This is a genomic window from Mucilaginibacter sp. P5_A6 (assembly GCF_056400585.1).
In genome coordinates, this window is record NZ_JBFUKZ010000051.1 from 1 (window position 1) to 8,882 (window position 8,882).

The window sequence follows — 8,882 nt, forward strand, 5'->3', positions numbered from 1 at the left end:
CTATATGGCAGCGGCAACCCTACAATTACAGCTAAATGATTTAAATCGGCTTCTTTTAAAATGGCTTCAAGATTGGTAGTATCCCAGGTTCTGATGGTGTTGCCACCGGCTTCTTTTAGTTTTTTAAGGTTAGTATAGCCGGCTGCTCCTTTAATAACAAAAGGTTTACCATGCCAGTATAGCGTATATTTCCCTTTTACATGGTCGATATGTACTGTTCTTTGGGGATTTATAACTGGCTTAGGGTTGCAATTAGAAAAAAAAAGAGGGAGGATTAAAACTATAAATTTGATTAAAAGAGACTGAACACAGTGACCCCTATTTTTAGTAAAGCCATACGGAACTGTAGTTTTTAGTTTGGAGTTAAAAAGCCCGAGGCGCAGCATAATTGGTTGATGAAGGAAGGCTAATGTAATCATTTAGGTAATTTATTATCAAACTTATTCATCTTCGAAATGTAATTTGCCTGTAAATCAATTGGTTTTAATGCTTAATTAGTACTTATTGTTTGCGTTGAGCTTTTTCCCAAACTGCGCTTTGCGTTGAGCTAAGATACCTGATAATACCCGCCAGCACCGCGTAGTTCATTACACAAAAGTAGTAGGGGATAAACAGCACTTTAATACGTAATTGCCTTTTCTCCATTATAAAACCAAGTAATGCCAGCAGATAAAACAATACCTGGGCAAACAAAAGCAGCCTTATACCAGTGGCGCCAGGTTCAAAGGCCAGTATTCCGTTTAAAATGAAGGATAATATAAGCAGGAAAGGTGTAATAGTCCATCGTAAAACACGATGACTGATGTATTGAAATGATAATATGGGATAGGGGAATGGGTTAAATAATTTTTTTAATCGTATGATAGATTGTATTCCACCGGCTGCTATCCTCACTTTTCTTTTCAGTTCTTCCGACACATTTTCTGAAGCAGTTTCGGTTGCATAGGCTTCGGGCTCATAAACAATTCGATAGCCTTTGGCGGCTATCAGCATCGAGATCATAAAATCATCCAAAACGGTATCTGCTTTCACAGGCTGGTATAATGAACGGCGAACACTGAACAGTTCGCCCGCTGCGCCCACTACCGAATAAAGTTCGGAGTCCCATTTTTTTAGGGCGGATTCATACTTCCAGTAAAAACCTTCGCCGGCAGCACTTGCGTCGGCATTTTCATCAATTTGTACCCGCTTTTCGCCCGCTACAGCGCCAACAGTGGCATCACTGTAATGCCGGCAAATTTTAACAAGGGCATCCTTATTTAAAAAGGTATTGGCATCAGTAAAAACAACCGTATCGGTATCAACATACTCCATGGCACGGTGTACCGCGGCTATTTTGCCCGCCCGCTGGGGTTGATGCAATAATTGAATCTGGGGGTATTGCGCAATAATATCTGGTGTTTTATCCGATGAGCCATCGGTTATAAAAAGCAATTTGAGTTTACCCTGGGGATAATTGAGCAAAAGGCTGTTATCAATTTTTTCTTTAATAAAATACTCTTCGTTATAAGCAGCCACTATCAGTGTGCAGGTTGGCAGCAGGCTGGCGTTTTCGGTTATTGACGGTTTACCACCTTTAACCGCTCTTTTAATTTTAATTATAAAATACAGCAATATACCATACCCCGCAAAGGTGTAAAAAACGATGAAGAGACTTAACGCTAAAATAATTTTCATGCTATAGTGTTGATAGGATAACCTAAATTACTGCTGTTTTTGGAGTGGGTTACATTCCACCAAATAGCATTAAAAAGCGCAGGTATAAAGCTGTAATTTCTGCCCTTGATATAATTAATCACATTTCGGGGTGTAACAACAAGCAGGAAATAAATGTAGAAGAAGAGCTTTTTAAATAATGGCGCATTGCGGCGTGTAAAGAGTATCCGGTTACGATTCATAAAATACTCTTTAAGTTTGCTTTTTTTTCCCACGGATACAGATTCTTTGTGATAGATTAATGCATCGGTGTTTACCCATGCTTTATAACCTGTTCTTATGATCTGCTCACACCAATCTACTTCTTCGTAGTATAAGAAGAAGCTTTCGGCCATTAAACCGGCTTTATCAATTGCTTCTTTCCTTATCATCATAGCAGCACCGTGACAATAAGCCGTTGGCCCTATAATATGGTCAAATTGCCCCTCGTCTTTTTGGCGCAATCCAATGCAGCTATTACGGCATGTATAATAATTCATGGGGGTGTAGCCCGCGTATTGTATGAGTTGTTTATCGTTATAGTATTTAATCATTGGCGATATCAGGCCCACATCTTCATGGGTATCCAGGGTATCAACCAGTTTATCTATTAATCCTGCAGTAAATTCGGTATCATTATTTACCAGGAACAGGTAGTCGCCGGTTGCTTCTTTTATGCCGAGGTTATTGCCCCCGGCGAAGCCCAGGTTAATCTCCGATCGGATGAGTTTAACAGCCGGGTATTTTAACAGCCATTTGGGTATAGGATTTGCTTTACTGGCATTATCAACTATAATTATCTCAATATTGCTGTAGGTGCTTGTTTTTTCTATTGAAGAAAGCAGTTCTTCGGTGACTACGGGCTGGTTGAAATTTACAGTGACAATAGAAACTTTTTTCATCAATAGTAATAGGTATTGTAATGGCTTTGCTTTTACGGATTATTTAATTAAAAGTTGACTTTATATACCTATGAATTTAAACTGCAGTATGATCATGCGGCGTATGAATGAATTTTTTATTTGCACCTTTTAACTTAAATAGCAATAAAAACATTGTAAAAAATATCAATGGTAATTTAAGGGCGGCATTTAATAACTTACCATTAAAATATGCTCCCGGTATGGCAACCACAATAGCCACATAACAGCACAATGTTGCAGCAAGCCACAACTGCCATGACGGGCCAATACCCGGAGTTAATAACGAGATCAGTAACATCAATGGCATTATCCCTAACATCAGCACCCGTGGYAATATCGACATTTGATAGATCTCATTAAAGTAATCAAAGTTGCCGTTTATAAATAATTCACGAAAGCCACTCATGCCGTATACCCGCAGCAAATTAAATTGTGCGGACAGCCACCTTTTGCGTTGCTTTTTAAATACTTCGGGGTTGCTTACCTTTTCGTCATATACCAAAGCTTTTTCGGCATAAGCTACACTGATTTTTTGGCGGGTAAGTATCAGGCCCATTTCTTTATCAAAACCACCAACTGCATCAATTTGCCGCATTGTTGCCTTAAACAAGTTATACTCCAGTGCCATGCCAGAGCCTATAATGGCTGCCGACAGGTTAAACACCCGCTGCGACTTCCTGAAAATATGATTGTTGATCTCTTCGCTTATGGCATCAAGCATGGCTACGTTTGTATTGGTATTTTTGGCTATCCTGTGCCCTTGTACTACCTTTTCGCCTGCCTGTAAATAATTATTGATCTGGTAAAGGTAATCCGGGGCAGCTACGTTATCAATATCGTAAACTATAGCGGCATCAAAGCCCGGGATTGTGTTTTCGATACCTTTATTTAGTGCTTTTGATTTGGTGCTGTTCTCAAAAAATACTTCAACAACCTGCAATGGCATCTGCCTCAATTTTTTAAGTGTTTCGGGTTTAAGCGAATCGGCTATGATACAAACATGGAATTTATCGGCAGGGTAATCAAGTGTTAAAGCACATGCAGCGGAGTTTAATAAAATTTCATCTTCCTTATAAGCGCAGATATAAATAACAAATTTACTTAATGAAGTAGCAGTGGCAGGATATTTTATCGGAACTAATTTCCCTAACACAGAGAATACAAATAAGTAGATACAATATATTCCAAGGTATATAAATGCCAAACTCATTATTACAGACGCAATAAACTTAATGATCTCCATATTTTTAATAAGTATTAATACCTTTTACTTGCTTTTTAAAGGTAAAGTTGTGTTGTAACGGATTTAATTAACGCTTTTTTAAATTTAATGCCAGAAGCTTTTCTATTTCAATGATCCTGTGCTCCCAGGTGTTTTCTGCTGCAACTGCAAGCCTTTTTTGTTGCAATTCGGGCGTGTCTTTTAACGCTTCATTTATGGCACCAGTGAACTCTTCAGCGGTTTTGCAGTAGGCAACTGTATCGCCTGTAAACTCCTGTAAATCGGGATTAAAGTCTGAAGACACAGCGGGTTTGCCCGAACCAAGGTATTCAAACAACTTTAAAGGGAATATCGAGTTACTTACTTCGTCTTTTTTAAACGGAATAATAGCTACATCAAATCCTTTTAAAACTGATGGCATTTGGTCATATGGCACGGCTCCTTTTATAAATATGTTAGGCGCATTGTATATGCTGTCGTCAACATACTCTTTGCTTATAGGGCCAACCAAAACAAAGTTCTTATCCGCATTTTGCGCGGATATTTCAATTAACAGCTTATAATCAATTCTGCGTTCGATGTTACCGAAATACCCAATAATTGGCTTACCGATACCTGATAAAATAGTAGCCACAGGTAACAACGGATCGAGTGCTTTTTGGCTATGCCTGATGTTTGCCGCATTAGGTATAAAATGCGAATTGGGGTTTAATTTAAGTTTGTTGTTCCTCAATTCTTTACTTGTACAAATTACCAGGTCGACACTTTTAACCACAATATCTTCTGATATCAGGCCATGTCTGAGCTGATAGATCTCAATAAGGGGATCAACACAATGATAAACTGTTAATGTCGGCTTTATCAAATTATGAAAAGTAGGGTAGGTATAGTTGTAAGAGTTGATATAAATGTAATCTGTTATATTAAATTTCCTGATCACTTTTTTGAGTCTTGCTGCAACTATTAGTTCATTGACCCTAAGCGCCATACGATACAACCATCCCTCGGGTAGCATATTGATAGAGGGTACCGGGGGCGAAATAACAATTTTAAGATTTGGTATTTCTGTTTGTATAATGTTGTTGGTTGATGAAAAAAAATGAGGTTTCCTGATTTTATACTCGGGAGTATCTTTATATCTTATGTAATCTCTCCAGGTAAAAGGCCTGTCAACAAAGTAAACAAAGTTGTTTTTTGCTAAGTACCGGGCCATAGTGTAGTTTGTCGATTCAAGGCGGCCATCAAACTGCATCTGCGAAAATATGATGATATCGCGGTTCTTAAGCTCCATATTAAATTTGCCGGGTTTCTTTTTTCCTCAACTTGTTATAAAGCATGCCTATTAATTCAATCAATTCAAGATACCCTAAATAAAAGATGTCTTTAATTGAAAATTCCAGGTATTTTTTAAGCGTCAGGTAACCAAATATGGCCCCCGAAAAGAATGTAAAAATTGATGCAATAGCCACGCCATACAGGTTATGAAAAACGAAGATCCCTGCAAAATCGGCACTTACATTAACAGCCAGCATAATGAAAACTTTAATCATGTTTAAATGGGGCTTTCCAATAATATCCAGTGTTATTCCAAAAAACCTATCGATAGGTAACAGCATTACAAAGCACATAAATATGCGGAAGATATTGCCCGCATCAGAGTGCTGGTAACTGCCGCCGAACAATAAACCGATAACCAGGTCGGCTAATAAAAATGCAATTACAGCTACAGGAATTAAGGCAATGGTAAGCATCCCCGCGTACTTTTTGAGGATGTATGATACATGCTTTTTATCTCCGCGATGCACAGCTGCCGACATTACCGGCAATGCAGTTGCGACAAAAGCCCTCAGTGGAATCTCAAAAACCTCCATTAATCTTTGCGGAATATAATAAACAGCCAGCAATCCCGAGGGGAACATCATTTTTATGATAAAAGTATCCGAGCTGCGCAACAGGTATGAACTGATGGAGGTTCCTACGCTATATTTACCAAAATGGGCAAGTTCTTTAACAGATGCCCAGTTTTTACTACTGATAGTTTTTATCCTGGACCAACCTAAGGTCGTAGTGGTAATACTGCTGATGACGTTATTTAAAAAGTAACAATAAATTATGTTTTGAAAGCTGATTCTATGGAAGATGATCAACAATAATATAAATATAAAGAAACCTCCCTGGTTAATTAACTGTACCATGAAAAGTTTATCAAAGCGTGCTTCGGCCTGTAAAATCCAGCCGGAAATGGCTGTTGGTAAAGTTGACAGAAAAATAATGCTAAACCATTTTAATATGATAACCATATTGAGATTGCTACCAAAGTAAAAAACATAAATTAGTAAATTTCCAATTCCGAAGGTAAAAGTGATTATAAGTCCAATATACCATGCAGAGCCGGCTATGATAGCTGATCTTTCGGGACTGGTGCCGGCATAATATTTTATGAGCGAGGTTTGCAGGAAGCCGGTTCTGAAAGTATCGGCAAGATTGAATATGACCAGGAAGAAAATGTAGTCGCCAAAGTCGGACTTAGAGAGGTGACGAGCCATTAACGCTAATATAACCATGCCCAAAACCGGCATTATAGCGTTACTTGCTAAAGAAATTGTGTGTTTATTTATAAGCTTTTTTAAAACGCCCATTGCTTGTTTGTTACGCTTTTTCCCAGCAGTTTGTTTTAAAATTGTACTTTTTAATTACTTTAGCCGGGTTACCTACTGCCACCGAATAATCGGAAATATCCTTGGTAACCACGCTGCCGGCACCAATTATGGCATGTTTGCCTATGGTTACACCTGCAGTAATTACGCTGTTGGCACCCACCCAAACATTATCGCAAATGGTGATTTGTTTTGTTACAACTTTTTGCATCCGTGGCGGAAGTGTTACATCCTCATAGCCATGGTTAAGGCCCGATATTACAATATTTTGGGCAAGCATTACATAATTGCCCATGCTAACCGGTCCAATAATCACATTCCCTATGCCAATACCACAGTTGTTGCCTATTACTACATCCCCAACACCATTATTGATGGTCGCGAAATCTTCAATAATGCTTTTGCTCCCTAACGAAAACTTGTTAAAGGGGAATATATCCAAGCGGGCATAATACCTTACAACGGCACCCTTACCCCGGTAGTGATAAAAAGGAGTAATAAACCAGCGTACCCACAGCCTGGGCCTTGATTGGCCTGTAGGTATGAGCATCCAGTGAACCAGTTTTTTTAACTTTGAGTTGGATTTTATTTTGGCAATTACTGACATCGGCTTAAATTCTATTGTGATAATAATACTTCACCCTTGTTGTTGCTTTCACCAACCAGTTTTTGTTGTTCTGTATCAAGTCGCCTGCAGGCCACTATAACGGCAATTGCCAGGTAAAATATAATATTTGACGGATATTGTACAATGGCCTGCTGCGGAAAGTTACCTATATTAAAAGCAAATATCACCAGTATCATGGCCATACAATAGTTTTTAAGCTGCTTATCTTTTATAAGGAAGAAATTGTTAATGCCACTACGTAATACCACAAAAAATAGTGTACAAAAAAGGAGCAATCCTACCCAACCCATTTCAACGGCTACACGTACATAACCACTATCTGGCGGAAATTTAGCCAACATGGAGTTTGGTGAGAAACGCCTGCCCCAAACACCTACAGAACCAAGGCCTCCGCCAAAGGGATGTGATAAAATGAATGGTTTGATGCGCCTCTGGTTTTCGGCACGTACGTTATAGGATGCATCATTTGAAGGTTTAAAGGCAGTTTGAAACCTTTTTATTAATGGGTTTGATGTGGGGGCAACAATTAAAACGCCAAGCATTAAGCCGGCTATTATGGTAAAAATGAGCACCTTCCTGTTAAAATTAAGTACAGCCAAAATAATAAGCGAGGCCGGTAACAGCACATAAGCCGCCCGTGTACCTGAGTAAAGCATTACATACAGGAAAAATGCCGCCAGGCACCCCAAAATGATCTTTTTGCGTAAAGTTATGTTTCCCATAATAAGAGCAATGCATAATAAAGAACCAATTACCATGTTATAAGAGAAAGTAACCGGATCTGAAAAAATGGCAAACTTGCGCATGTGCCCATCAATGAACAGGAGGCTTACCCGCTGCGGATCAGCATAAAGCCATTTTCGTTCGAATGATAAAAAACCAAAGTTTTCCTGCTGGAAGGCTGATATTGCGGCAATGAGGTCGAGCGAAAGCCAAAGTTTTAACAGGTATTTAATGAAATCAACAGACCGGATATGGTAAACAAATACAAAGTACATCAGCATAATAAAGCCAACCGTACGTACAGTATAAACCCATGCTAAAACAGATGCCGCAGCCGGGTTTATAGCCTGCAATAAATTGTATAAAAGCCATATGATAATGAGTGCGCTTATTGGGTTTTTAAAATAACTCCAGTCATTTTCGCTTTTTTGTTTGATGAAATATCCAAGAATCAAAAGGTAGGTGATAGCATCAAGCAGGGTACCTATTGGCACCCCAGCGGGTAAAAATTCTGAAACGTAATTGATAAAAAACGAAGCAATAATTAATACAGTTATCCCAATTTTGGGATAAGCTACAATAGCAAAAAGAATAGGTAAACCTACCATTAACACAAAAATGGCGCCTATGCCCATGAAGCCCAATTCATAAACCATTAAGCCCACAATGACTGCGGCGGCTACCAAAAAAGATAATATAAACGGACTTGAAAATTTTTGAACAAGCAAACTTTTCCAAAATGATCCCCTTACTTTATTATCTGTTTGGTCATTCAGCATTTAACATAGCTATTGGTTTATAAAAACAAAATTTTAATTGCCCAAACAAAAACGCCAACAAAGGCCAGTACGATGGCTGCCTTACGCGATCGGTTTTGAAGAGCCGTTAAATTTTCAAAAGGACCTGGTTTTATTTCTGCGGGATCTATTCTCATAACGGGTAAAGCTAAAGGTAAATTAACCCCGATAACGTTGCGGGTGTTTTATTTACATCTATTTTCCTTTTTTATTATTAATAGTGGCCTTGTTTAACAC

General features: G+C 38.6%; 8 protein-coding genes. All 8 read right to left on the reverse strand.

Annotated features, from left to right (window positions below; genetic code table 11):
• A partial coding sequence (locus tag AC1DO4_RS27165) for a hypothetical protein (RefSeq protein WP_477420904.1) occupies positions 1-419 on the reverse strand: 419 nt, incomplete at its 3' end.
• 82 nt (positions 420-501) lie between these two features.
• Positions 502-1,677 (reverse strand): glycosyltransferase family 2 protein, encoded by a 1,176-nt coding sequence (locus tag AC1DO4_RS27170; RefSeq protein ID WP_477420905.1) that lies wholly within the window; start codon positions 1,675-1,677, stop codon positions 502-504.
• Complete coding sequence (locus AC1DO4_RS27175) at positions 1,674-2,597, reverse strand: glycosyltransferase family 2 protein (RefSeq protein WP_477420906.1); 924 nt, start codon at positions 2,595-2,597, stop codon at positions 1,674-1,676. The genes AC1DO4_RS27170 and AC1DO4_RS27175 overlap by 4 nt, the downstream gene beginning before the upstream one ends.
• 76 nt (positions 2,598-2,673) lie before the next feature.
• Entirely contained in the window at positions 2,674-3,861 is a 1,188-nt protein-coding gene (locus AC1DO4_RS27180; protein WP_477420907.1) for a glycosyltransferase family 2 protein, read from the reverse strand.
• 67 nt (positions 3,862-3,928) lie between these two features.
• The gene (locus AC1DO4_RS27185) at positions 3,929-5,131 is read right to left on the reverse strand and encodes a glycosyltransferase family protein (RefSeq protein WP_477420908.1); all 1,203 of its coding nucleotides are present in this window, start codon (positions 5,129-5,131) and stop codon (positions 3,929-3,931) included.
• Between the two features lies 1 nt (position 5,132).
• On the reverse strand, positions 5,133-6,479 hold the full coding sequence (locus tag AC1DO4_RS27190) for a lipopolysaccharide biosynthesis protein (protein WP_477420909.1): 1,347 nt from the start codon (positions 6,477-6,479) through the stop codon (positions 5,133-5,135).
• A gap of 10 nt (positions 6,480-6,489) precedes the next feature.
• Positions 6,490-7,104, reverse strand: a complete 615-nt coding sequence (locus tag AC1DO4_RS27195) for an acyltransferase (RefSeq protein WP_477420910.1) — start codon at positions 7,102-7,104, stop codon at positions 6,490-6,492.
• Positions 7,105-7,115: 11 nt separating this feature from the next.
• A complete protein-coding gene (locus tag AC1DO4_RS27200) occupies positions 7,116-8,627 on the reverse strand; it encodes an O-antigen ligase family protein (RefSeq protein ID WP_477420911.1) in 1,512 nt (503 codons plus the stop codon).
• Between the last annotated feature and the right edge of the window lie 255 nt (positions 8,628-8,882).